This is a genomic window from Streptosporangium sp. NPDC087985 (genome assembly GCF_044741965.1).
GTDB lineage: Bacteria > Actinomycetota > Actinomycetes > Streptosporangiales > Streptosporangiaceae > Streptosporangium.
The window spans coordinates 166,988-189,025 of sequence record NZ_JBIUTQ010000006.1 but is presented as its reverse complement, the minus strand read 5'-3'; the positions used below and the strand labels follow the sequence as shown (position 1 = coordinate 189,025).

At 69.8% G+C, this 22,038-nt stretch carries 21 protein-coding genes; 8 read left to right on the top strand and 13 right to left on the bottom strand.

What is annotated here, in order from left to right; all coding sequences use genetic code 11:
• Positions 1-443: 443 nt before the first annotated feature.
• The 4 genes from ACIN94_RS15580 to ACIN94_RS15565 all read right to left on the bottom strand — a co-directional run bounded on the left by ACIN94_RS15580 (position 444) and on the right by ACIN94_RS15565 (position 3,792).
• The gene (locus ACIN94_RS15580; protein ID WP_400705559.1) at positions 444-1,760 is read right to left on the bottom strand and encodes a hemolysin family protein; all 1,317 of its coding nucleotides are present in this window, start codon (positions 1,758-1,760) and stop codon (positions 444-446) included.
• The gene (ybeY, locus tag ACIN94_RS15575; protein WP_400705556.1) at positions 1,757-2,239 is read right to left on the bottom strand and encodes an rRNA maturation RNase YbeY; all 483 of its coding nucleotides are present in this window, start codon (positions 2,237-2,239) and stop codon (positions 1,757-1,759) included. Before ybeY ends, ACIN94_RS15580 begins: the two co-directional genes overlap by 4 nt.
• A 43-nt stretch (positions 2,240-2,282) precedes the next feature.
• Positions 2,283-3,341 (bottom strand): PhoH family protein, encoded by a 1,059-nt coding sequence (locus ACIN94_RS15570; protein WP_400705553.1) that lies wholly within the window; start codon positions 3,339-3,341, stop codon positions 2,283-2,285.
• A 100-nt stretch (positions 3,342-3,441) separates the two neighbouring features.
• Positions 3,442-3,792 (bottom strand): histidine triad nucleotide-binding protein, encoded by a 351-nt coding sequence (locus ACIN94_RS15565; RefSeq protein ID WP_400705868.1) that lies wholly within the window; start codon positions 3,790-3,792, stop codon positions 3,442-3,444.
• Positions 3,793-4,076: 284 nt separating this feature from the next.
• Here ACIN94_RS15565 and ACIN94_RS15560 point away from each other — a divergent pair, with 284 nt between their 5' ends.
• The gene (locus ACIN94_RS15560; protein ID WP_043655278.1) at positions 4,077-4,556 is read left to right on the top strand and encodes a SigE family RNA polymerase sigma factor; all 480 of its coding nucleotides are present in this window, start codon (positions 4,077-4,079) and stop codon (positions 4,554-4,556) included.
• Positions 4,553-5,200 (top strand): hypothetical protein, encoded by a 648-nt coding sequence (locus tag ACIN94_RS15555; RefSeq protein WP_400705550.1) that lies wholly within the window; start codon positions 4,553-4,555, stop codon positions 5,198-5,200. The genes ACIN94_RS15560 and ACIN94_RS15555 overlap by 4 nt, the downstream gene beginning before the upstream one ends.
• A 4-nt stretch (positions 5,201-5,204) precedes the next feature.
• On the opposite strand, the gene ACIN94_RS15550 is transcribed toward ACIN94_RS15555, so the two are convergent.
• From ACIN94_RS15550 to hrcA, 3 genes are read right to left on the bottom strand one after another with little or no spacing between them, the layout of a single operon-like run.
• Positions 5,205-5,936, bottom strand: a complete 732-nt coding sequence (locus tag ACIN94_RS15550; RefSeq protein ID WP_400705547.1) for a 16S rRNA (uracil(1498)-N(3))-methyltransferase — start codon at positions 5,934-5,936, stop codon at positions 5,205-5,207.
• Positions 5,937-5,978: 42 nt separating this feature from the next.
• Positions 5,979-7,121, bottom strand: coding sequence for a molecular chaperone DnaJ (dnaJ, locus tag ACIN94_RS15545; RefSeq protein WP_400705544.1), 1,143 nt, complete (start codon positions 7,119-7,121; stop codon positions 5,979-5,981).
• A gap of 12 nt (positions 7,122-7,133) precedes the next feature.
• Positions 7,134-8,147, bottom strand: a complete 1,014-nt coding sequence (hrcA, locus tag ACIN94_RS15540) for a heat-inducible transcriptional repressor HrcA (RefSeq protein WP_400705541.1) — start codon at positions 8,145-8,147, stop codon at positions 7,134-7,136.
• A 242-nt stretch (positions 8,148-8,389) separates the two neighbouring features.
• On the opposite strand from hrcA, the gene ACIN94_RS15535 reads away from it, so the two are divergent.
• Both ACIN94_RS15535 and ACIN94_RS15530 read left to right on the top strand, forming a co-directional pair.
• Positions 8,390-9,235: a DUF3097 domain-containing protein gene (locus ACIN94_RS15535; RefSeq protein ID WP_400705538.1), complete on the top strand. Its 846-nt coding sequence runs from the start codon at positions 8,390-8,392 to the stop codon at positions 9,233-9,235.
• Positions 9,232-9,786 carry a DUF4870 domain-containing protein gene (locus tag ACIN94_RS15530; RefSeq protein WP_400705535.1) on the top strand — a complete coding sequence of 185 codons (555 nt, stop codon included), beginning with the start codon at positions 9,232-9,234 and terminating at the stop codon, positions 9,784-9,786. Before ACIN94_RS15535 ends, ACIN94_RS15530 begins: the two co-directional genes overlap by 4 nt.
• Positions 9,787-9,798: 12 nt before the next feature.
• On the opposite strand, the gene hemW is transcribed toward ACIN94_RS15530, so the two are convergent.
• Positions 9,799-11,010: a radical SAM family heme chaperone HemW gene (gene hemW / locus ACIN94_RS15525; RefSeq protein ID WP_400705531.1), complete on the bottom strand. Its 1,212-nt coding sequence runs from the start codon at positions 11,008-11,010 to the stop codon at positions 9,799-9,801.
• 192 nt (positions 11,011-11,202) lie between these two features.
• Here hemW and ACIN94_RS15520 point away from each other — a divergent pair, with 192 nt between their 5' ends.
• On the top strand, positions 11,203-12,480 hold the full coding sequence (locus ACIN94_RS15520) for a glycoside hydrolase family 18 protein (RefSeq protein ID WP_400705528.1): 1,278 nt from the start codon (positions 11,203-11,205) through the stop codon (positions 12,478-12,480).
• A 58-nt stretch (positions 12,481-12,538) separates the two neighbouring features.
• On the opposite strand, the gene lepA is transcribed toward ACIN94_RS15520, so the two are convergent.
• Positions 12,539-14,377, bottom strand: coding sequence for a translation elongation factor 4 (lepA, locus tag ACIN94_RS15515; protein ID WP_400705525.1), 1,839 nt, complete (start codon positions 14,375-14,377; stop codon positions 12,539-12,541).
• A gap of 74 nt (positions 14,378-14,451) precedes the next feature.
• On the opposite strand from lepA, the gene ACIN94_RS15510 reads away from it, so the two are divergent.
• Together ACIN94_RS15510 and rpsT are read left to right on the top strand one after the other, a co-directional pair.
• The gene (locus tag ACIN94_RS15510) at positions 14,452-15,456 is read left to right on the top strand and encodes a hypothetical protein (RefSeq protein WP_400705522.1); all 1,005 of its coding nucleotides are present in this window, start codon (positions 14,452-14,454) and stop codon (positions 15,454-15,456) included.
• Between the two features lie 148 nt (positions 15,457-15,604).
• Positions 15,605-15,877 (top strand): 30S ribosomal protein S20, encoded by a 273-nt coding sequence (gene rpsT, locus ACIN94_RS15505; RefSeq protein ID WP_400705519.1) that lies wholly within the window; start codon positions 15,605-15,607, stop codon positions 15,875-15,877.
• A 148-nt stretch (positions 15,878-16,025) separates the two neighbouring features.
• Here the strand turns inward: rpsT and ACIN94_RS15500 are convergent, their stop codons facing one another.
• Positions 16,026-16,514, bottom strand: a complete 489-nt coding sequence (locus ACIN94_RS15500) for a MarR family winged helix-turn-helix transcriptional regulator (RefSeq protein WP_400705516.1) — start codon at positions 16,512-16,514, stop codon at positions 16,026-16,028.
• A gap of 74 nt (positions 16,515-16,588) precedes the next feature.
• Between ACIN94_RS15500 and ACIN94_RS15495 the strand changes: the two genes are divergently transcribed.
• A complete protein-coding gene (locus ACIN94_RS15495; RefSeq protein WP_400705513.1) occupies positions 16,589-17,476 on the top strand; it encodes an EamA family transporter in 888 nt (295 codons plus the stop codon).
• On the opposite strand, the gene holA is transcribed toward ACIN94_RS15495, so the two are convergent.
• From holA to ACIN94_RS15480, 3 genes are all read right to left on the bottom strand, one after another.
• Positions 17,473-18,444: a DNA polymerase III subunit delta gene (gene holA, locus ACIN94_RS15490; RefSeq protein WP_400705510.1), complete on the bottom strand. Its 972-nt coding sequence runs from the start codon at positions 18,442-18,444 to the stop codon at positions 17,473-17,475. The genes ACIN94_RS15495 and holA overlap by 4 nt on opposite strands.
• A 99-nt stretch (positions 18,445-18,543) precedes the next feature.
• Positions 18,544-21,051 (bottom strand): ComEC/Rec2 family competence protein, encoded by a 2,508-nt coding sequence (locus tag ACIN94_RS15485; RefSeq protein ID WP_400705507.1) that lies wholly within the window; start codon positions 21,049-21,051, stop codon positions 18,544-18,546.
• The gene (locus tag ACIN94_RS15480) at positions 21,048-22,007 is read right to left on the bottom strand and encodes a helix-hairpin-helix domain-containing protein (protein ID WP_400705504.1); all 960 of its coding nucleotides are present in this window, start codon (positions 22,005-22,007) and stop codon (positions 21,048-21,050) included. The genes ACIN94_RS15485 and ACIN94_RS15480 overlap by 4 nt, the downstream gene beginning before the upstream one ends.
• Positions 22,008-22,038 lie beyond the last annotated feature (31 nt).

Here is a 22,038-nt window from a genome sequence, read left to right as displayed (position 1 = left end):
CCGTCCCGGCGCCGCACGCCATCAAAGCCCAGGTCAGGGCCCCACAGACGCCCACCGCAACGGCAATTCGAATCCCTCGCTTCATGGCTGTTCCCCCGATGTCACGTGCGAGGAATCATGTCCTCACCGCTCCACTTTCTTCCCCCTCAGCAAAAGCGGCAATCATCGAGAAACGCTTAAGGGCGCCCTCAACCGCATTACGCAGCCGAGAACACCCTTAAGTGAGCGACGCGGAGAACGGGCGACGGACGCCGTTTATCAACGGGCGCCGTTTACCGCCCTTCAGAGCCGGTCTCCGCGCGGGGTCCGGAGCCGTCCTGTCAGTGCAGGGTCCACCCCGGACGCCCGGCTCCACCTCTGCGAGGTACACCCGTTGACAGAGGGGCTCCGGCATGCACTACGTGTGTCCGCCCAGGTGAATCTGACATCTGACCAGGCACGGATCAGGCTCTGCTCTGGTCCTGCTCCGGGGAGGAGGTGTCCGGATCGGACCTGTCCAGGGCGATCCGCCTGACGAGGACCGTGCCGATCCGGTTGCGGCGTCCGGCGAGACTCTCCGCCGTCAGGGTGAGCCCCTCCACCACGGCCTCGGAACCGGCGATCGGCACCCGGCCCAGCGCGTGCGCCAGCAGACCGCCGACGGTCTCCACGTCGTCCACCTCGAGCTCGATGTCGAACAGGTCCTCCAGGTCACCCACCGGAAGCCGGGCGGTCACCCGGACCGAGCCGTCGTCCAGCGGCTCCACAGGGGGAGTCTCCTGGTCGTATTCGTCGGTGATCTCACCCACGATCTCTTCGAGGACGTCCTCGATCGTGACCAGACCCGCCGTCCCGCCGTACTCGTCGATGACGATGGCCTGGTGGATCTGGCGGGCCTGCATCTCGCGCAGGAGCTGGTCGATGGGCTTGCTCTCCGGCACGTAGGTGGCCGGACGCATGATCGTCTCGACCTGCTCGGCGCGGCCGTCGTCGCCGGTCTCCTGCACCCGGCGCACGATGTCCTTGAGGTAGGCGATGCCGATGACGTCGTCCTCGTTCTCGCCGACCACGGGGATCCGGGAGAATCCGCTGCGCAGGGCGAGCGACAGGGACTGGTTCAACGTCTTGCCGCGCTCGATGAACACCATGTCGGTGCGGGGCACCATGACCTCGCGGACCAGGGTGTCCCCGAGCTCGAAGACCGAGTGGATCATCTCCCGCTCGTCCGGCTCGATGACCCTGCGCTCCTCGGCCAGGTCGACCAGGTCGCGCAACTCGGCCTCGGAGGTGAACGGCCCCTCTCTGAAACCCTTACCGGGGGTCACGGCGTTGCCGAGCAGAATGAGCAGTTTGGGAAGCGGCCCGAAGATCCGGGTCAGGTTGTACACGAGAGGGGCGCCGGCGAGCGCGATCAGCTCGGCGTGCTGGCGACCCAGCGTGCGCGGGGAGACACCGACGATCACGTAGCTGACCACGATCATGACCGCCGCGGCGGCGGCGTAGGCCCGGCCCTGATCGCCGAGCCAGTCGACGAAGAGCAGCGTGGCGATCACCGTGGCGATCAGCTCGCAGCTCAGCCTGAGCAGGAGCAGCAGGTTGAGATAGCGCGGCGGATCGGCGACGATCGCCTGCAGACGCCCCGCACCCCGGCGTCGGTCACGGACGAACTCCTCGGCGCGCACGCGTGAGATGCGGGTCAGAGCCGTCTCCGCGCTGGCTATCAGGCCGCCGATCACGACAAGGAGGATGGCCGAGAACAACCACCCGTTGGCGGAATTCACCGTTGGGTGCGCACCTCCCGCCACGATTCCAGAAGCTCACCCTGCAGGCCGAACATCTCCTTGTGCTCCTCGGGCTCCGCGTGGTCGTAACCGAGCAGATGGAGGATGCCGTGCGTGCACAGCAGTTCCAGCTCCGCCTCGGTGCTGTGCCCGGCCTCGGACGCCTGCTTGGCGGCCACCTGCGGGCAGAGCACCACGTCGCCGAGGAGTGCCGGGTCGGTGGGGGCGTCGCCTTCCTGCCGGGCACCGGAGCCCGTGCCGGGGCGCAGCTCGTCCATCGGGAAGGAGAGCACGTCCGTCGGGCCGGGCTCCCCCATCCACTGCTCGTGCAGCGCCGACATGGCCTCTTCGTCCACGATCAGGATGGACAGCTCGGCGAGTGGGTTGATACCCATCCGCTCCAGCACGTATCCGGCCAGCGAGACGACGAGCCCTTCGTCGACCTCGACACCGGATTCGTTGTTGACCTCGATACTCATCGGTCGCTCACCGCTTCTCGCTCACCATGTGGCCCGCCCACCCTCATCTTCTCTCCCGGGGGTGCTTGACCACGCTCTTGATCGCCTGTGGTGCGTTGTTCTGCCGCTGTGTCTCGTCATAGCGCCCGTAGGCGTCCACGATGTCGCCCACGAGCTTGTGCCGCACCACGTCGGCACTGGTCAGACGGATGAAGTGGATGTCAGCGATGCCCTCAAGGATCTCCTGCACCACCCGTAGGCCGCTCTGTGTGCTACCCGGCAGGTCGACCTGGGTGACGTCACCGGTGACAACGATCTTCGAGTTGAAGCCCAGCCGCGTCAGGAACATCTTCATCTGCTCAGCCGAGGTGTTCTGCGCCTCATCCAAGATGATGTAGGCGTCGTTGAGCGTGCGACCCCGCATGTAGGCGAGGGGGGCGACCTCGATCGTGCCCGCGGCCATCAGCCGGGGGATCGACTCGGGATCGAGCATGTCGTGCAGCGCGTCGTACAGAGGGCGCAGGTAGGGATCGATCTTCTCGTAGAGCGTGCCGGGAAGGAAGCCCAGCCGCTCGCCCGCCTCGACCGCGGGACGGGTGAGGATGATCCGGTTGACCTTCTTCTCCTGAAGGGCCCTCACGGCCTTGGCCATCGCGAGATAGGTCTTGCCGGTGCCGGCGGGACCGATGCCGAAGACGATGGTGTGCTTGTCGATCGCGTCGACGTAGCGCTTCTGGTTCACGGTCTTCGGGCGGATGGTCCGGCCCCGTGAGGAGATGATGTCGAGGGAGAGCACCTCGGCCGGGCGGTCGGAGGTCATCCGCAGCATCGCGATGCTGCGCTCCACCGCGTCCGTCGTGAGCTCCGCCCCTCCCCGGACAAGCTCCGACAGCTCTTCGAAGAGGCGCACCACGGTGCTGCTCTCCTCCGGGCTGCCGGTGATGGTGATCTCGTTGCCCCGGACATGGATGTCGGCGCGGAAGGCACCCTCGACGACCCGCAGCAGCTCGTCACGTGAGCCCAGCAGGCTGACCATCGAGTGATCGTCCGGAATCACCACCTTTGCCTGGGTCCGGCTGGGACCCTTCGATCGCGGTGGGGATGTTCTGCTGGAATCATTCATCTCGGACATAGGCGGGCCTTTCGGCCTGTTCGCCTCCAGATATCGGCGTTGAACTTCTCCGCCATCGTATCCGTGATCGACGCTGTCGCGCTTACCGGTTTCAGCCGGGCGGCCAGGTCAGGCCGCGCCCGCCCAGCACGTGTACGTGCACGTGGAAGACGGTCTGGCCCGCCCCTGCGCCGGTGTTGAAGACCAGGCGGTATCCCGAATCGGCGACACCCTCCTGCTCGGCCACCGCGTGCGCCGCCTTGAGCACGTCGTCGGCGAGTCCGTGGTCGACCGCGGCCAGCGCGGCCGCGTCAGGGTAATGGTCCTTGGGGACCACGAGCACGTGCGTGGGCGCCTGCGGGTTGACGTCGCGGAAGGCCAGCGTGCGATCGGTCTCATGGACGATCTTCGCGGGAATCTCCCCGGCCACGATCTTGCAGAACAGGCAGTCGGCCTCGCTCACCATGCAGGCACCCTATCTCCCCGGGACGTTGCCAATCGGTGATGGTGCATCGCCAGCAAAGGAAGATCCACCCGGATATGGTGGGTGTGCAAACTTCAACAACTGCAGACCATTGTGATTCGCACGATATGGCCGCCTGGCGAGGACACGACTGGGTCATGCCCCCTAATGAACCGGAAGAGCGTAAACCCTCTGGGAAGGCCGAGCGTCCCACTGATGTGACCACCGAGACTCTCGTGGCCGACAGGTCGCTGGGGGCGGTGCCCGTCGGATGGGATGCCGACATGGCCGTTACCGCGCTGTACAGCGCGCATTACCGGTCGCTTGTGCGTCTCGCTGTGTTACTCGTCCGCGATATGGCAACCGCGGAGGAAGTCGTGCAGGATGCGTTCGTCGCCATTCATGGCGCCTGGCGTCGCCTGCGTGACACCGACAAGGCACTCGCCTATCTGCGCCAGTCGGTCGTCAACCGATCACGCTCGGTGCTCCGGCACCGGGCGGTCGTGGAGAAGTACGCCCCCAAGGGCATGCCGGACGCGCCGAGCGCCGAGAACGGCGCGATCGGGGAGTTCGAGCGGTCCGCCGTCATCGAGGCCCTTCGAGGTCTGCCCGCACGTCAGCGGGAGGCGCTGGTCCTGCGCTACTACGGAGACCTGTCGGAAGCGCAGATCGCCCACGCCATGGGCATCAGCAAGGGCGCGGTCAAGAGTCACACGGCTCGCGGTATGGCCGCCCTACGAACCTCACTGGAGCAACTGTCATGACCGACTCCCCCGACGAGTACGGCGAGCTGCTCCGCCGTGTCCTCAGCGCGGAGGCGGACTCGGTCGTTCCCTCCCCGGACGGACTGGAGATCATCCGCGCCCGCGTGGAGCGACGCGGGCTCCGCGGGCTGATGTGGTGGCGCGCCGGCGCCTCCGTTGCGGGAGCCGTCCTGGTCGCGGCCACCGTCGTCATGGTGGTCCCGGAATTCCGCGAGCAGGTGAGTCAGACGGTGAACAGCGGGGAGGTCAACTTCACCCAGTCGACCACGCCCGACATGTCCGCCACCTCGCGGGCCCCCTCGAACAACGACCAGCCCCCGGCCGTCACCAGGCAGGGGTCGAGCACCACGGCACCCGCGCCGGCCCCCAGGAGTACCGAGCCCAGTCCCCCGCCCACCCCGAGAGCCACCCAGAAACCGGCCCCGAAGCCCACGCCGTCCGCCACGTGCCCCACGACGCTCCCCGAGAACACGCCGGACGGACCCGAGAAGCTCCCTGAGGAGTGCGAGACACCGGCGGTGAACCCCTCGGAGTCCGCCGTCCCCTCGGAGAGACCGTGCCCGGTCGAGGAGTGCCCGCCGTCCGACGAATCGGCGCCTCCGATGCCGACGGAGGCACCGGCCTCCATCTCCTCCAACCGCTAGGAGGTCACCAGCGGCCGGTGCGCGCCAGAAGCACCGCCGCCGCGGCGACCCCGGCCGTCGAGGTGCGCAGCACCGTCGGTCCGAGCAGCGCCGGTACGGCTCCCGCCGCGCGGAACGCGGCGAGCTCCTCCTCGGCGACCCCGCCCTCGGGGCCGACCACCACGACGATGTCACCGGCGCCGGGGAGCTCCAGCGTGGAGAGCGGGGAGGCCGCCTCCTCGTGCAGCACGATGCCCAGGGCCGCCTCCAACAGCAGCGCGGCGACCCCGGCGGTGGTGACGGGTTCGGTCACCTCGGGCAGATGGAAGCGGCGAGCCTGCTTACCCGCCTCACGCGCTGTGGAACGCCAGCGATTGAGCGACTTGACCGCACGCTCGCCCTTCCACTGGGTGACGGACCGGGTCGCGGCCCAGGGGACGATCACGTCGACCCCCGCCTCGGTCATCATCTCCACGGCCAGTTCGCCCCGGTCGCCCTTGGGCAGCCCCTGCACCACGACCAGGCGGGGTCGCGGGGCCGGCACGTCGTAGCGGCGCAGCACCTCGACGCGGAGGGAGTCCTTGCCCGCGTCTCGGACCACGCACTCGGCCACAGTGCCCGCGCCGTCGGTCAGGTCAAGCCGCTCTCCGGCCCGCAGCCGCCGTACGGCCGCCGCGTGGCGTCCCTCCGGGCCACCCAACATGAACTCCGTCCGGACCAGATCCGCCGGATCGGCCAGGAAGACCGGAGCCGTCATCGGCCGGTGGAGACGTGCCGGCGCGGCCGGCGGACGCCCCTGTCAGCGGCCATTGAAAGCGTCCCGTAGCCGGGAGAAGAACCCCTGCTGGCCGGGGGCGAACTTGCCGGGCGGGCGCTCCTCGCCACGGAGCTTGGCGAGCTCGCGCATGAGCTCCTCCTGAGCCGGGTCGAGGCGGGCGGGTGTCTCCACGTTGACGTGGATCAGCAGGTCGCCGCGGCCGGTCTCGTTGAGGTGCTGGACGCCGCGGCCGTAGAGCGGGATGGTCTGCCCGGACTGGGTACCCGGCCGGATGTCGAGCTCCTCCGCGCCGTCGAGCGTCTCCATGGTCAGGATGGTGCCGAGCGAGGCCGCGGTCATCGGGATCTGCACGGTGCAGTGCAGGTCGTCACCCCGGCGTTCGAAGATCTCGTGCGAGCGCTCGACGATCTCCAGGAACAGGTCGCCGGGCGGCCCGCCACCCGGGCCGATCTCGCCCTCACCGGCGAGCTGGATGTGGGTGCCGTCCTCCACACCGGCCGGGATGCGGACCTTGATGGTCCGCCGCGTGCGGACCCGGCCGTCGCCGGAGCACTCCTGGCAGGGGTTGCGGATGATCGAGCCGAACCCGCCGCACTGGGGACAGGGCCGGGAGGTCATGACCTGGCCCAGGAAGGACCGGGTGACCTGGGAGACCTCACCCCGGCCATGGCACATGTCACAGGTGCTGGGGTGAGTGCCGGCCGCGGCGCCGGAGCCCGTGCAGACCTCACAGAGCACGGCGGTGTCGACCACCAGCTCGCGGGTGGTGCCGAAGGCCGACTCGCTCAGGTCGAGCTCCACCCGGATGGTGGCGTTGCGGCCCCGGCGGGCACGTGACCGGGGTCCACGGCCCCCGCCGCCACCGGCCGCGCCGAAGAAGGCGTCCATGATGTCGCTGAACGGGAAACCCGCGCCGAAACCTCCCGCGCCCGCACCGGCGCCCGAGGCGAACGGGTCGGCGCCCATGTCGTACATCTGGCGCTTGTTGGCGTCGGAAAGCACCTCGTATGCCTGCGTGATGTCCTTGAACCTCTCCTGGGTCTCAGGATCGGGATTCACATCAGGATGCAGCTCTCGCGCCAGACGACGGTACGCCTTCTTGATCTCTTCCGCACTGGCGTCACGGCGCACCCCGAGGGTGCCGTAGTAGTCGCTCTTAGCCACTTAGTTGACCTCTTAGGATGCAGCCAGGATCTGGCTGACGTAGCGTGCCACCGCGCGCACCGCGCCCATCGTGACCGGGTAGTTCATTCGCGTCGGACCCAGCACACCGAGCCGGGCCAGTTGCTTGTCCCCCGAACCGTATCCGGCGGCGACGATCGATGTGCCCTGGAGACCCGTATAGGGGTTCTCTGAGCCGATCCGCACCGTCAGGGCCGACAGGTCGGAGGTCTCACCGAGCAGGCGCATGAGCACGACCTGCTCCTCCAGAGCCTCCAGCACGTCGCGGAGTCCGACGGTGAAGTCGGCTCCCGCGAGGTTGGCGGCCCCGGCGAAAACAATCTTCTCATCATGCCGCTCCACCAGGGACTCCAGCAGCACCGACAGAACCGTGGCCGCGAGCGGCCGGTCCTCCGCCGGAAGCCGCTCGGGCAGGTCGGCGACCATGTCCGGAACGCGGGCCAGCCCGCATCCGTCCAGGCAGGCGTTGAGAGTCGCGCGCAGATGGGCGACGCGGGTCTCGTCGACCACGTCGGGCAGCTCGACCACGCGCTGCTCGACCCGTCCCGTGTTGGTGATGAGCACGAACATCAGCCGGCGCTCGCTCAGCGGGACCAGCTCGACGTGGCGGACCGTGGAGTTGGTCAGCGTGGGGTACTGCACGACGGCGACCTGACGGGTAAGCTGCGCCAGCAGCCGTACCGTGCGCATCACGACGTCGTCGATGTCGACGGCGCCGGCGAGGAAGGTCTCGATGGCCTTCCTCTCCGCACTCGACAGCGGCTTCACCTGCGACAGCCGGTCGACGAACAGCCGGTAGCCCTTGTCCGTGGGGACCCGGCCGGCGCTGGTGTGGGGCTGGGCGATGTAGCCCTGGTCCTCCAGAACCGCCATGTCGTTACGGACGGTCGCGGACGACACACCCAGGTTGCGCCGTTCGACGAGGGCTTTGGAGCCCACCGGCTCGTTGGTGGACACGTAGTCCTCGACGATGGCGCGGAGCACCGCCAGCTTACGGTCGTCGACCACCGCGCTCACCTCCCTGTCCGCACCCGAACGTGAAACGCCAGGACTGGCACTCTGTGTTCCCGAGTGCCAAGTGTACGGCTCCCGCCCGCGGGGTGCGATAACGCGACGACTTGACTTCCTCCCCACGGCTGAAGGCGGGGGATTCCAACCACCGCGACGGGGACATTCCTGACCACACGGCGGGTGATCGCGGCATTTGCTACCGTCCCTTTGATCCCCGGGGAGAGAGTGGGCGGTGGCTGATGTACGGACGCGACGTGCTGGCGGAGAACTGGCGGCGCCCTCTCAAGGGGAAGATCCCCCAGGTTCCCGCCGAGCTCGACCTGGTCGTGGAGGACGCCGACGGCGGCTTCTGCGGCGCCGTGGTGGCCTGCGACAAGGAGGCCGTCACCCTGGAGGACCGGTTCGGGCGACGGCGGCTGTTCCCGCTGGAGCCGGCCGCGTTCCTCCTGGAGGGCAGGGTGGTGACGCTGGTACGGCCCGCCTCCGCGCCGCAGACCCCCCGGCGCAGCGCCTCGGGCTCCATCGCGGTGGAGGGCCTGCGCGCCCAGGTGGCCAAGGAGAGCCGGATCTACGTGGAAGGCGTGCACGACGCCGCGCTCGTGGAGAAGGTCTGGGGCCATGACCTCCGGGTCGAGGGCGTGGTCGTGGAGTATCTCGAAGGGGTCGACCACCTGCCCTCGATCGTGGCGGAGTTCGGACCGGGCCCCGGTCGCCGCCTGGGCGTGCTCGTCGACCACCTGGTCCCCGGCTCGAAGGAGAGCCGGATCGCCGCGCAGATCTCCTCACCGCACGTGCTGATCGCCGGGCACCCGTTTGTGGACGTCTGGCAGGCGGTCAAGCCCTCGGTGCTGAAAATCGCCTCCTGGCCGCCGGTGCCGCGCGGCGTACCCTGGAAGGACGGGGTCATCGCCGCCCTGGGCTGGGATCTGGAGCCCGGAGACGCCTGGCGCCGCATTCTCGGATCGGTCTCCACCTACGCCGATCTGGAACCAGAGCTCCTCGGCCCGGTCGAGGAGTTGATCGACTTTGTGACGTTTCCCGGCGAGGACACGCCCGACCCCTCACCCCCTCAGGAAGGGCCATGAGCGACAATCCCGAGACTCCGTGGCGCGAGCCCGCGGACGACGAGCACACCAGACACGTCGGCCAACCGCCCCAGCCCGGCTCCCCCCAGCCCGGCCAGGGTTACCCACCACCCATCCCGCCGTACGGACCGGGCGGCCACGGCTACCAGGGCGGCTACCCGCCACCTGGTCCGTACGGACCGCCGCCCGGTTACGGACACCCGGCACCGCCGGGGATGTACGGCCCCCGGCCCGGCGGCGATGACACCACCATGGCCATGCTCGCCCATCTGCTGGGCCTGCTGACCTGGTTCGTCGGCCCTCTGGTGCTGTACCTGGTGAAGAAGGACGAGTCCCCCTACGTGCGGACCCAGGCGGCGGAGGCGCTCAACTTCCAGCTCACCCTGTTGATCGCCTACACCGTCTCCTGGGTCCTGGCGTTCGTCCTGATCGGCTTCGTCCTGATGTTCGTGGTCTGGATCGGGTCGATCATCTGGATGATCCTCGCCGCCGTAGCGGCCAACCGAGGCGAGAACTACCGCTATCCGATGAACATCCGCTTCGTCAGCTGATCACGGACGGTCTCAGGTCAGATCGCGCACCAGCGCGTCGGCCAGAAGACGGCCGCGCAGCGTCAGCACCGCACGGCCCGCCTTGAACGGCTCCACCTCCAGCAGGCCGTCGGCCAGCGCCCGGGCGACCACCGGCGGCCGTTCGATCTCTCTGAGCGGGAAGCCCTGGGCGAGCCTGAGCTCCAGCATCAGCCGCTCCACCGCCCTGTCCTCCGGAGCCAGCACCTCGCGCGCGTGCGCGGGCGAGACGCCGGAGGCCAGGCGCTGGGCATAGGCCGCCGGATGCTTGACGTTCCACCACCGGGTGCCACCGACGTGGCTGTGCGCGCCGGGGCCGACGCCCCACCAGTCGCCACCGGTCCAGTAGAGCAGGTTGTGACGGCAGCGCCCGGCCTCCGAGGTCGCCCAGTTAGACACCTCGTACCACTCGAACCCGGCCTCGGCAAGCATGGTGTCGGCGATGAGATAACGGTCGGCGGCCACGTCGTCGTCGGGCATCGGCAGCTCACCGCGCCGGATCCTGGCCGCCAGCCTGGTGCCGTCCTCCACGATCAACGAGTAGGCCGACACGTGGTCGGGACCGGCCTCGATCGCCGCTGCCAGCGAGGCGCGCCAGTCGTCGTCGCTCTCCCCCGGCGTGCTGTAGATCAGGTCGAGGTTGACGTGGTCGAACCCGGCCTCCCTGGCCTCCCGCACGGCGCGCGCCGGGCGGCCGGGGGTGTGCCGGCGGTCCAGCACCTCGAGCACGTGCTCGCGGGCGCTCTGCATGCCGAAGCTCATCCGGGTGAACCCGCCACCGCGCAGCTCGGCCAGGTAGGCCCGGTCCACGGACTCGGGGTTGGCCTCGGTGGTCACCTCGGCTCCGGGAGTGAGCCCGAACTCATCCTCGATCGCACCCAGGATCCGGACCAGATCCCCCGCGGGCAGCAGGGTCGGGGTGCCTCCGCCGAAGAACACGGTCTCGACCGGCAGGTCCACGTCGCCGAGGTTGGCGCGCGCCCGCCGTACTTCGTCGATGGCGGTGTCGGCGTAGTCCCGGTGCGAGGCGCCGGGACCGAGCTCGGACGCCGTGTAGGTGTTGAAGTCGCAGTAGCCGCAGCGGGTCACGCAGAAGGGCACGTGGACGTAGAAACCGAAGGGCCGGCCGCCGAGCCCGCGGAGCGCGCTGTCGGGGAGCCGGCCAGAGGCCGGTACGGGATCGCCGTCGGGAAGAGTGGATGGCACGACACCAAGTCTGCCGCTCCCGCCCCGATGCCCGGTACGGCGGAGCGGGCGGCCGGGCACGTCGCGGGGGTCGCCGGCCGGGTGGCGAATCTCCGGCGGACCGTTGACGCGTAGATCACCCAGGTCTACGATCCGTGAAAACTTAAAGGAAAGTTTCCTATAAGTTACCACTCCAAGTAGGTGGAGAAGCCCGTGCAGAGACTCCTCCGGCACATGCTCGCGGCGGCCCTCGCCGCCGGCCTCGCGGCGACAGCCGTACAGGCCCCTGCTCAGGCCCAGACCGGGCCGGACCACGGCGACCGCTTCAAGCGGGTCGCGTACTTCATCCAGTGGGGTGTCTACGGCCGCGACTACCACGTCAGGGACCTGGACATCAGCGGCGCCGCCGCCAAACTGACGCACATCAACTACGCCTTCGGATTCGTCGGCCCCGAGGGCGACTGCGTCTCCGCCGACGCGTGGGCGGACTGGCAGCGCCCGGTGGCCGCCGAGCAGAGCGTGGACGGCGTCGCCGACGCCGAGGGCCAGGCACTGAACGGCAACCTGAACCAGTTGAAGAAACTCAAGGCCAAGCACCCCGGCCTCAAGACGCTGATCTCCCTCGGTGGCTGGACCGGCTCGAAATACTTCTCCGACGCGGTGCTGACCCCCGAGGGACGCGCCAGGCTGGCCTCCTCCTGCATCGACCTGTGGCTCAAGGGCAACCTGCCGGGCACCGCCCCCGGCACCGGAGCAGGCGTGTTCGACGGCATCGACCTCGACTGGGAGTGGCCCGGCTCCTCCGGCGACGAGGGCAACGTCATCCGTCCCGAGGACAGGCGGAACTTCACGCTGTTCGTCACCGAACTGCGCCGCCAGATGAACGGGTTCGACCGGCGCACCGAGCTGACCGCCTTCCTGCCCGCGGCGGCGGCGAAGATCGACTCGGGCTTCGAGGTCCGCGACGTCTTCACGCAGCTCACCTTCGCCACCGTCCAGGGTTATGACCTGCACGGCTCATGGGAGACCCGTACCGGTCACAACGGCAACCTGCTCACCGACCGGCGCGACCCCAACCCGGTGAAGTACAGCGTGGACCAGACCGTCCGCGACTACCTGTCGCGCGGCGCCCCGGCCAAGAAGATCGTGGTCGGCGTCCCGGCGTACGGCCAGGGCTGGACCGGCGTCACCGGCGGCAGAAACGGCCTGTACGGCACCGCCGCCGGCCCAGCCCCCGGCACCTGGGCGGCGGGCAGCGACGACTACAAGAACCTGGTGGGCAAGCCCGGCAAGCGCTACCGCGACCTGCTGACCGGCAGCGTCTGGCTCTACGACGGCAACGAGTTCTGGTCCTACGACGACCCGGCCACGCTGCTCCAGAAGGCGGCCTACATCCGTCTCAAGGGTCTCGGCGGCTCCATGATGTGGTCCGTCGACCAGGACGACGCCAAGGCCTCGCTGACCTCGGCGCTCTACAGCCTCCTGCGCTGAGGCGGCCCTCTCCGGGCTCACCCTGTCCGGCTCGGGCCGTTCCCGAGCCGGACGGAGGTTACTTCTTGGCCTTGTCGACGGACGACTCGGTGGACAGCGCGGCGACGAAGGCCTCCTGGGGGACCTCGACGCGGCCGACCATCTTCATCCGCTTCTTGCCCTCCTTCTGCTTCTCCAGCAGCTTGCGCTTACGGGAGATGTCGCCGCCGTAGCACTTGGCGAGGACGTCCTTGCGGATGGCGCGGATGTTCTCACGGGCGATGACGCGGGCGCCGATGGCGGCCTGGATCGGGACCTCGAACTGCTGCCTGGGGATGAGCTCGCGGAGCTTCTTGGCCATCTCGACGCCGTAGGCGTAGGCCTTGTCCTTGTGGACGATGGCGCTGAAGGCGTCCACGGCCTCTCCCTGGAGCAGGATGTCGACCTTGACCAGGTCGGACTCCTGCTCGCCCGAGGGCTCGTAGTCCAGCGAGGCGTAGCCGCGCGTGCGGGACTTGAGCTGGTCGAAGAAGTCGAAGATGATCTCACCGAGCGGCATGGTGTAGCGGATCTCGACGCGGTCCTCGGACAGGTAGTCCATGCCCTGCAGGTTGCCCCGGCGGTTCTGGCAGAGCTCCATGATGGCCCCGATGAACTCCGAGGGGACCAGCACCGTGGACTTCACCATCGGCTCGAAGACCTTGTCGACCTTGCCCGTGGGGAACTCCGACGGGTTGGTGACGGTGACCTCCGTGCCGTCCTCCATGATCACCTGGTAGACCACGTTGGGCGCGGTGGAGATGAGCGAGAGGTTGAACTCGCGCTCCAGTCGCTCACGGACGATCTCCATGTGGAGCAGGCCGAGGAAGCCGCAGCGGAAGCCGAAGCCGAGGGCCGCGGAGGTCTCCGGCTCGTAGACCAGGGCGGCGTCGTTGAGCTGGAGCTTGTCCAGTGCCTCGCGGAGCTCGGGGTAGTCGTCGCCGTCGATCGGGTAGAGGCCCGAGAACACCATGGGCTTGGGGTGCTCATAGCCGCTGAGCGCCTCGGCGGCCGGCCGCGCGACGGAGGTGACCGTGTCACCGACCCGCGACTGGCGGACGTCCTTCACACCGGTGATCAGGTAGCCCACCTCGCCGACGCCGAGCCCCTTGTCGGCGATCTTCGGCTCCGGCGAGATGACCCCGATCTCCAGGGTCTCGTGGGCCGCGGTGGTGGACATCATCAGGATGCGCTCGCGCTTGCCCAGATGACCGTCCATGACCCGGACATAGGTGATCACGCCGCGGTAGGTGTCGTAGACGGAGTCGAAGATCAGCGCACGGGCGGGCGCGTCGGCGTCGCCGACCGGCGCCGGGACGTGCTGGACGACATGGTCGAGCAGCTCCCGGACACCCACGCCGGTCTTGCCGGAGACCTTGAGCACGTCCTCCGGGTCACAGCCGATGAGGTGGGCGATCTCCGCGGCGTACTTCTCGGGCTGCGCGGCCGGCAGGTCGATCTTGTTGAGCACCGGAATGATCGTCATGTCGTTGTTCATGGCCAGATAGAGGTTGGCCAGGGTCTGCGCCTCGATCCCCTGCGCGGCGTCGACCAGCAGGATCGCGCCCTCACACGCCTGGAGCGAGCGGGAGACCTCGTAGGTGAAGTCGACGTGCCCGGGAGTGTCGATCATGTTGAGGACGTAGTCGACACCGTCCGCCTGCCACGGCAGCCGGACCGCCTGCGACTTGATGGTGATGCCGCGCTCGCGCTCGATGTCCATCCGGTCGAGGTACTGGGCGCGCATGGAGCGGTCGTCGACCACGCCGGTGATCTGCAACATGCGGTCGGCAAGCGTCGACTTGCCGTGGTCGATATGCGCGATGATGCAGAAGTTGCGGATCACCGCGGGATCGGTCTGGCCAGGCTGAATGCGCACCGGTGTCCGTTTCGACGGGATTGATGACGATCGACGGCTGGCATACCAGCCATCTTCCATGGTGACATGTCCGGGTGATTGCCCGGACCAGAGCACGGCGCGGCCTGCGGTTTCTCGCGGTGGTGGCTGCCGTCCTCCTTCTGCTGCCAGGAGTGGCCGCGGCCACCCTTACCATCCAGTTTACCGGGACACCGGCTCCGTGGGCCAAAACCACCGGCCACGACGCCCTGTGGCTCGGCCACGCGTGGGTCGACGGCCGCAAGAGCGCCGCCGATGTGAAGGCCCTGGCCACCCGGCTGCGCAAAACGGGGATCAAGGACGTGTACGTCCATTCGGGCCCGTTCGACTACGACGGGGCGCTCCCGGCGGCGAAATACCCCAAAGCCCGCGATTTCCTGAAGTGGTGGCGTGCGGAGCTACCCAAGGTCCGGGTCTCGGCCTGGCTCGGGCAGAAGGTCGACGGCCACCGCCTCGATCTCGACGACCCGGCCGCCAAGCAGCGCGTGCTGGACGGCGCGAGCCACATCATGGCGGCCGGATTCGACGGCGTGCACTACAACTTCGAACCGGTCGGCAGCGGCGACACCGATTTTCTGGACCTGCTGACCCGGACGCGCGCGATCGTCGGCGACGGCCTGCTCTCCACCGCGACCCCGCAGATCGAGCCGTTCCCGATGACACGCCCGGCCGCCCGCGCCGTCACCGGCCACGACAAGTACTGGGCGCCCGACTACTTCAAAGAGGTCGCGGCCCGCACCGACCAGGTGGCGATCATGACCTACGACTCCTACCTCCCCTCCGAACTGCTCTACGGCGGCCACGTCACGCGGCAGGGCACCATCGCGCTGGAGCTCGTGCCGCCGGAGAAGACCCTGCTGATCGGCGCCCCCGCCTATCACGACCACGGCGCGTCCTGGCTCGACGCGGCGGAGAGCGTCGCGGCCGCGGCCGAGGGCGCGCGGCTGGCGCTGACCGCCCACGGCAGGCCCCGCGAGCGGTTCGGGCTGGCGCTGTACGTCGACTTCGCGGCCACGGCGGAAGACTGGGCGGAATACGAGCGTTTCTGGTCCCACCCGTGAGAACCGCACGGTAAGCTAATCCCGCATCCCTCTGTCCAGGCAGTCGATTTGAGCGACCGTCCGGGCAGACGGTAGCCTGTTCAACTGCGTGTGGCGCGCCCTCTCTGCCCGCGCGCCCCACTCCGACGACATTCACCGAGGCTTCTTCGTGGCGAACATCAAGTCCCAGATCAAGCGCAACCGGCAGAACGAGAAGGCCCGGCTGCGTAACAAGGCTGTCAAGTCGTCCCTGAAGACGGCGGTCCGCAAGTTCCGCGAGGCTGCCGACCAGGGCAACGTGGACGAGGCCGTCGCGCTCCAGCGCGCCGCCGCCCGTCAGCTGGACAAGGCCGCCAGCAAGGGCGTGATTCACAAGAACCAGGCCGCCAACCGCAAGTCGGCGATCGCCCAGCGCATCGTCGAGCTGTCGGCCGCCAAGTAATCCAGGTTCTTCCGGACGCCGCATCCTCCCCAAGGGGATGCGGCGTTCTGGCGTTCCCGGAAGCTTTTCTGGGACGTGGCCACGATGACTGCCGGGCCGGTCGCGGCGCTCCGGCGTTCCCGGGGTCATGCCCCTCCACGTCGCCGAACTACTCCAGGCCACCCAGCAGAGTCTTGAGCAGGTCGCCGAGACGCTCGCGGTCCTCCCGTGACAGCACGGCCAGCGCCTCGTGCTGAGGCTCCAGTCCCGCGGCCACGGCCTCATCGATCAGCGCGAGCCCCCGGGCGGTCAGACTGACGCGTAGAGCCCGGCGATCATCGGGGTCGGGGGCGCGGACGACCAGACCCGCCCGCTCCAGCCTGTCCAGCCGCCCTGTCATGCCGCCGGAGGTCAGCATGAGGGTGGCGGTCATGGCCTTGGGTGACAGGGCGTACGGCTCGCCGGCCCGACGGAGGGTGGCGAGCACGTCAAACTCCCCCCGGCCGATGCCGTAGGCCCCGTACACCGCCTCCACGCGATCGCCCATGAGCCGGGCGATCCGGTAGATCCGCCCAAAAACCGCCATCGGCGATGGTTCCAGCTCGGGCCGCTCCCGCCGCCACTGCGCCACGATCCGGTCAACCGGGTCATCTTTCATGGCATCATCATAGCTTGACGCTAAATAACTTGCTGCTAAGTTACTTAGCATCGAGTCGTACTGGAGGAGTTCCTGTGCCCGCCCCCCGTCTGGCCCTCGTCGCCACCACCGCCTTCGCCCCCACGGTCTGGGGCTCCACCTACATCGTGACCACCGAGTTCCTGCCTCCGGACCGCCCGCTGCTGACCGCTCTGCTCCGCGCGCTCCCCGCCGGGCTGCTCCTGATCGCCGTAACCCGGGTCCTCCCCAGAGGCGGCTGGTGGTGGCGGGCGCCGGTGCTGGGCGCACTGAACATCGGCATGTTCTTCCCCCTGCTCTTCCTCTCCGCCTACCGGCTTCCCGGCGGCGTCGCGGCAGTTCTCGGCGCCATCCAGCCGCTCCTCGTCGCCGGGCTCACCCGGGCCGTGCTGCGCGAGACCGTCCCGGTCCACCGCGTCCTCGCCGGGATCGCGGCCACGGTGGGTGTCTCCCTCGTCGTGCTCCGGGCCGGCGCCGCCCTCGACGCCGTCGGTGTCGCCGCGGGCATCGTCGCCGCGGCGGGCATGGCCACCGGACTCGTCCTGACCCGCTCCTGGGGAAAGCCCGCGGGCGTGGGCGACCTGGCCCTGACCGGCTGGCAGCTCACCGCGGGCGGACTGATGATCGCCCCCGTGGCCCTCGCCGTCGAGGGCATGCCTCCCGCGCTGGACGGAGCCGCCGTCAGCGGCTATCTCTGGCTGGGTCTCGTCGGGACGGCCGCCGCCTACACGCTGTGGTTCCGGGGCATCGCCCGGCTGCCCGCCCCCCAGGTCTCCCTGCTCGGCACCCTTAGCCCGCTCACCGCGGCGCTACTCGGCTGGGTCGTCCTCGGGCAGTCCCTGAGCCCGGTTCAGCTCACCGGCTTCGCCCTGGCCCTCACCGCGACCGTCCTCGGCCAGCTTCCCGCGCCCCGGCGCGCCGAGGCCGGCCCGCAGCCCGCCTAACGGCCCGTACGGCTGGCGACAACGGTCTGGATCATGTGCTCCAGCGCATAGGCGGGGTCCGCCCCGCCTCCCTTGACCTGTTCGTCAGCAATGGCGGCGGCCTGGATCGCCCGGGCGATGCCATCGGGACCCCAGCCGTTCAACTGCCGCTGGACCCGGTCGATCTTCCAGGGCGGCATGCCGAGGTGGCTGGCGAGCTGCCCGCCACGCAGGTTGCGCGGGGCACCACCCACCTTGGCCAGCGATCGCAGTCCTCCGGCGAGCGCGCTCACCAGCAGGACAGGCGCCGTTCCGGTGGCGAGCGCCCAGCGGAGCTGCTCAAGAGCGTCGCCCAGGCGGCCTTCGACGGCGGAGTCGGCCACGGTGAACCCGCTGACCTCGGCCCGGCCCCGGTGGTAGCGGGCGACGGCCGCCTCGTCGATGGTCTTGCCCGGGGTGTCGAAGGCGAGCTGGCTGCAGGCGGCGGCGAGTTCACGGAGATCGTTGCCCACCGCGTCGAGCAGGGCGCCGGCCGCGTCGGCCCCGATGCTGCGCCCCGCCCGTTTCAGCTCGGCCTTGACGAACGCGAGCCGTTCGGCCGGTTTGGTCAGCTTGGTAACGGTGACCACCTGGGCACCGGCCTTCTTGACCCCGTCGACCAGGGCCTTCCCCTTGACCCCGCCGGGATGGACGAGCACCATCACGGTCTCCTCCGCCGGATGCGCGGCGTAGGAGACGATCTCGGCGATGACCTCCTTGGGCAGATCCTGGGCCGAGCGGATCACCACCACCGACCTGTCACCGAACAGCGAGGGTGAGGTCAGCCGGGTGAGCTCCCCCGGCTCCACCTTCCCGCCGGTCAGATCGTGCACCTCGGTGCCGGGGTCCGCCACCCGGGCCGCCGCGACCACCTCGCCCACGGCGCGGTCGGCCAGCAACTCCTCGTCGCCGAGTATCAGAATCGCGGGTGCTGGATCGGTTGCCACCATGCCAGCAGCATTCCACGTGCCGGTGACTCACGCGTCCACTGGGCCACCGCTCCTCGGCCGCCGGAGCGGATCAGCCGGCCGCTCCCGATCACCACGTCGTCATCGGCCTGACCGATCTCGCCCGCCGTCACGGTCGTCGGGGAACGGTACTGGGGTGGCGTCTGCCTCAACGGGGGATGCATCCCCTCGATGGCGTTGAAGGCCCCTCCCCCGGTCGGAAGGCCCTCGGGCGATGACGGCCAGGCCTCCTTCTCGGGCCACCACGGCGAGGTCTCCCGACAGGTCTGTCCGGTGAACTCGCACGCCGAGCATGTTCAGCCGGGCCAGGGTCAACGGGGCGGGATGGCCGTAGTCATTGCCGGCCCCGACACTGATCAGCGCGGCGCGGGCCCCGGCCGCCGCGAAGAAGGCCGGATCGTGCCCTGCTGATCCGTGATGCGGGACTTTAAGGATGTCGACCGGCGGGAAACCCCGCCGCAGTAGTTCCGCCTGGGCCTCGGTCTCGATGTCTCCGCTGAGCAGCGCCGTCCCCACCGCCCAGCGCACGTGCAGCACGACGCTGGCGTTGTTGACGACCGCCCCTTCACCTCCTCTCCCCGCCGGGGGCGTCTCGGCCGACGGACCGATGATCGTGAGCTCGGAAGGGCCGAACCGCCAGCTCGCACCTGGCCGCGCCACCCACTCGACGATCCGGCGACGGGCGAGCTCGCCGCTCAGCCTGTCGCTCTCCCGCTCCGCGACCCTGTGCGGGGTGACCACCACCGCTCCCACCTCGCGCTCCCGGAAGACCCCGTCCAGTCCGCCGACATGGTCGAGGTGCGGATGGGTGAGGACGACCAGTGGCACCTCCCGGATCCCCATGGACCGCAGGCACCGGTCCATCAGCACCGGGTCGGGCCCTGCGTCCACCACCACGGCTCGGCCCGGCCCTGCCGCGACCAGCAGCGCGTCTCCCTGGCCGACGTCACACGCGACCAGCAGCCAGCCCCGGGGCGGCCAGCGAGTCACGATCGGCCCGGCCACGGCGACGGCGACGATCACACCGGCCGCCACCGCCAGGACGAGCCGCCGCGTCCACCGGCGGCGCAGTGCCAGGATCACGGCCGGGGCTGCGACGGCCAACGCGATCAGCCCGATGACGCCGCCCGGCCATGGAATCACCCCCAGGGGGAGCCCGGCGGCGTGTTCGGCCACCGTGATGATCCATCCAGCGGCGAGGCCCGCCGGGCGCACCAGTAACCGGGCGAGCCCCATATGCAGGGGCGCGACCAGCGCCACGACGGAGCCGATCAGGGTGGCGGGTGCCACAGCGGGACCCGCCAGCAGGTTGGCCGGGATCGCCACCGGTGCGAGCTGGCCGGACATCAGGACCAGCACCGGGGTGACGGCTGCCTGGGCCGCCGCGGGCACGGCGATCGCCTCGGCGGCCCAGCGGGGCATCCGCGTCCCGAGCCGGTCCCGCCAGCGGGGTGCGAGGACCAGGATGCCGCCGGTCGCGCAGACCGACAGGGCGAAGCCGTAGGACCTGGCGAGGACGGGTTCGAAGAGGATCAGCCCCAGGACGGTCGCCGACAGGGCCGCGACACCGTCACGCGAGCGGCCCGTGCCGAGCGCCACGGCTGCGACGGTGCCCATGAGAAGAGCGCGGAGCACGCTGGGCGACGGACGGGCGACGATCGTGAAGGCGAGCATCGCGAACACCGCCAGCACCGCCCGGCCCGCGAGAGGCAGCCCCGCGGTCCGGGCCAACGCGACCGCCGCTCCCGCCATGATCGCCAGGTTGGCCCCGGAGACCGCGGTGAGATGGCTGAGCCCGGCCTCCTTGAAGTCGTCTTGTACCTGCCTGTCCATCCGGGAGACATCGCCGACCACGAGGCCCGGCAGCAGACCGCGCTGGGGCGGTGGCAACACTCCAGCGGCCTCCCGCAGCCCCGACCGGAGCGTCTCGGCCGCGCTCTGCACCCACGAAGGCCCGCTCAGGACTCGCGGTGGCCCCCGTACCAGCATCACCGCCGCGAGCAGCTCGCCGGAGTCGGCCGGGCCGAACCGCCCCTGGACGGCGATCCGCTGGCTGGGGAGCAGCGACCGCCACTCCTCACCCGAGGCGAGCAACACCACCGGGACCCGCACCATCACCCTGCCCTGTCCCGCCTCGACCGACTCGACCCGTGCGGGCACCACGAACCCCTCCCTCCGGTGCTGCCCTCCGCGCTGCGCCAGCTCCCGGGGATCATCCGTCACCACCGCCTCCACCACCGCGGAAGCGTGTTTCTCCACCAGCTCGGCCACCGGCCCCGTACTGACCGCGTGCACCTGGAAGGCCACCGTCGCTGCGACGGCCGCCACGCATCCCAGCACCGCGATCACCACGTTCCGCCATCCGGCGATCCCTTCGGGGGGGACCGTCACGGCCACGAGAAGCGCACCCGATGCCGCGGCCCCGGCCGCCGTGGCGCCCGCCGAGACCGGACAGCCCAGCAGAAGGAGGGCCGTCGCCCAGGAGGCGAGGGCCGGCAGGACGAGGTGGAGGGTGTGCGCGCGCAGGGCCGAGAGACCGTACGGTCCCTGCCGTTCCGGTGGTCCCGGGCCCTGGGGGTGCCGTATCACACGCGGACCCTGTCCTTCATGTCGGCGTACTTCCGATCGCCGATGCCACTGACCTCGCGGAGTTGCTCGACGGTGCGGAAGCCACCGTGACTGTCGCGGTATTCCACGATGCGGCGGGCGAGCACCTGGCCGACGCCCGGCAGCTGTTCGAGCTGCTGCGGGGTGGCGGTGTTGAGGTCGAGGACGACCCCTGTGGGGTCGGCCGCGACAGGATCGGCCGCGACGGGTGCCGCGGCGGCGGGCCCGGTGGCGCCCACGACGATCTGCTCGCCGTCGACGAGCTTGCGGGCGAGGTTGAGGGTGCCGGCGGCGCCCCCTTTACGGAGGCCCCCGGCGGCTCGGACCGCGTCGGTGACCCGGGAACCGGCGGGCAGAGTGATCACCCCGGGACGGCGGACCTTGCCAGTGACGTGGACGGTGACCTCGATGACGGCGTCGGACCGCGGGGAACCGGGCTGCGGGGGACCGGCCCGTTCGGGAAGGGGAGAGCCGGAGACGGGCCGGGGTGGGGCGAGGGGTTCGGGCTCCGGCTGGGATCGCCAGGCATAGACGCCACCGGCGACGGCCGCGATCAAGGCGATGAGGAGGAGCAGGCGCAGCCCTGGGCGGCCGGGAGCGAGCACGGCGCCCTGGGCGGCGACGACCCTGCGGAGGGCTTCGAAGGAGGGCGGAACGGGCGCGGAGCGCATCTCGGCGGCGGGACCGTCGGAGCGCGCCGAGCCGTCCGGACGGGTGGAGCCGCCAGAACAGGCCGCGTCATCCGGGCCGGCCCAGCCATCGGACCCGGCGAGGCCATCGGAGGGGATGGAGCCGTCCGAGTGGACGGAACGGACTCGGTGGGCCGGGCGTCGTGGGAGCGGCGGCAGAGGCGCGCGCTCGGAAGCGTCGAACGCCGTCAGTACCCGCAGCCGGGACTCGGCTCGGAATCGCTCGGTGGCCTGGTCTGTGGTCCGCACGCCCAGGACGCTACGGCGACCTCACCGAGCG